This window comes from Bifidobacterium sp. H6bp9, from assembly GCF_032193695.1.
Classification (GTDB): Bacteria; Actinomycetota; Actinomycetes; order Actinomycetales; family Bifidobacteriaceae; genus Bombiscardovia; species Bombiscardovia kimbladii.
In genome coordinates this window covers 1-436 of sequence record NZ_JASTZY010000024.1, presented here as the reverse complement: position 1 = coordinate 436, position 436 = coordinate 1, and the positions used below count along the sequence as shown (strand labels likewise).

Sequence of the window (436 nt, the reverse complement as noted above, 5' to 3'; positions counted from 1 at the left end):
CAACACGTACCCGGACCTGCCCAAGGATTTCACCTACGTGCAGGTCAGCGCCGGAGCCGATCATTCGCTGGCCGTGGGCAGCGACGGGAACGCCTACGCCTGGGGATACAACATCTATGGCCAGCTCGGCAACGGAACGACCGGCACCAGCCAGACTACGCCGGTCAGAGTGAAGACACCCGACCGCAACACGTACCCGGACCTGCCCAAGCCTGCTTGCTCTTGGGATCGACCTGGCATTCAACTTCGCCCAGCCTGAACCCCCACGTGTCCGCGGTTTTCACCAGGTCATCGCCATTCGTGCCCTGCCCCTCCGCAATCGGATTGGCTGGGTCCTCGCCGTAGAGAACGACCTTGTTGGGACGCGCGGAATCCTTTGAAGGCGTGCACTCACCACTGACCACCGGATCAAGCTTGGAAGTATACACACTGCCCG

Annotated in this window: 1 protein-coding gene; it reads left to right on the top strand. The window is 61.9% G+C overall.

The features are described from left to right. The coding region (locus QRX40_RS08690; protein WP_313837714.1) for a hypothetical protein at positions 1-259 on the top strand (259 nt) is incomplete at its 5' end. Between the last annotated feature and the right edge of the window lie 177 nt (positions 260-436).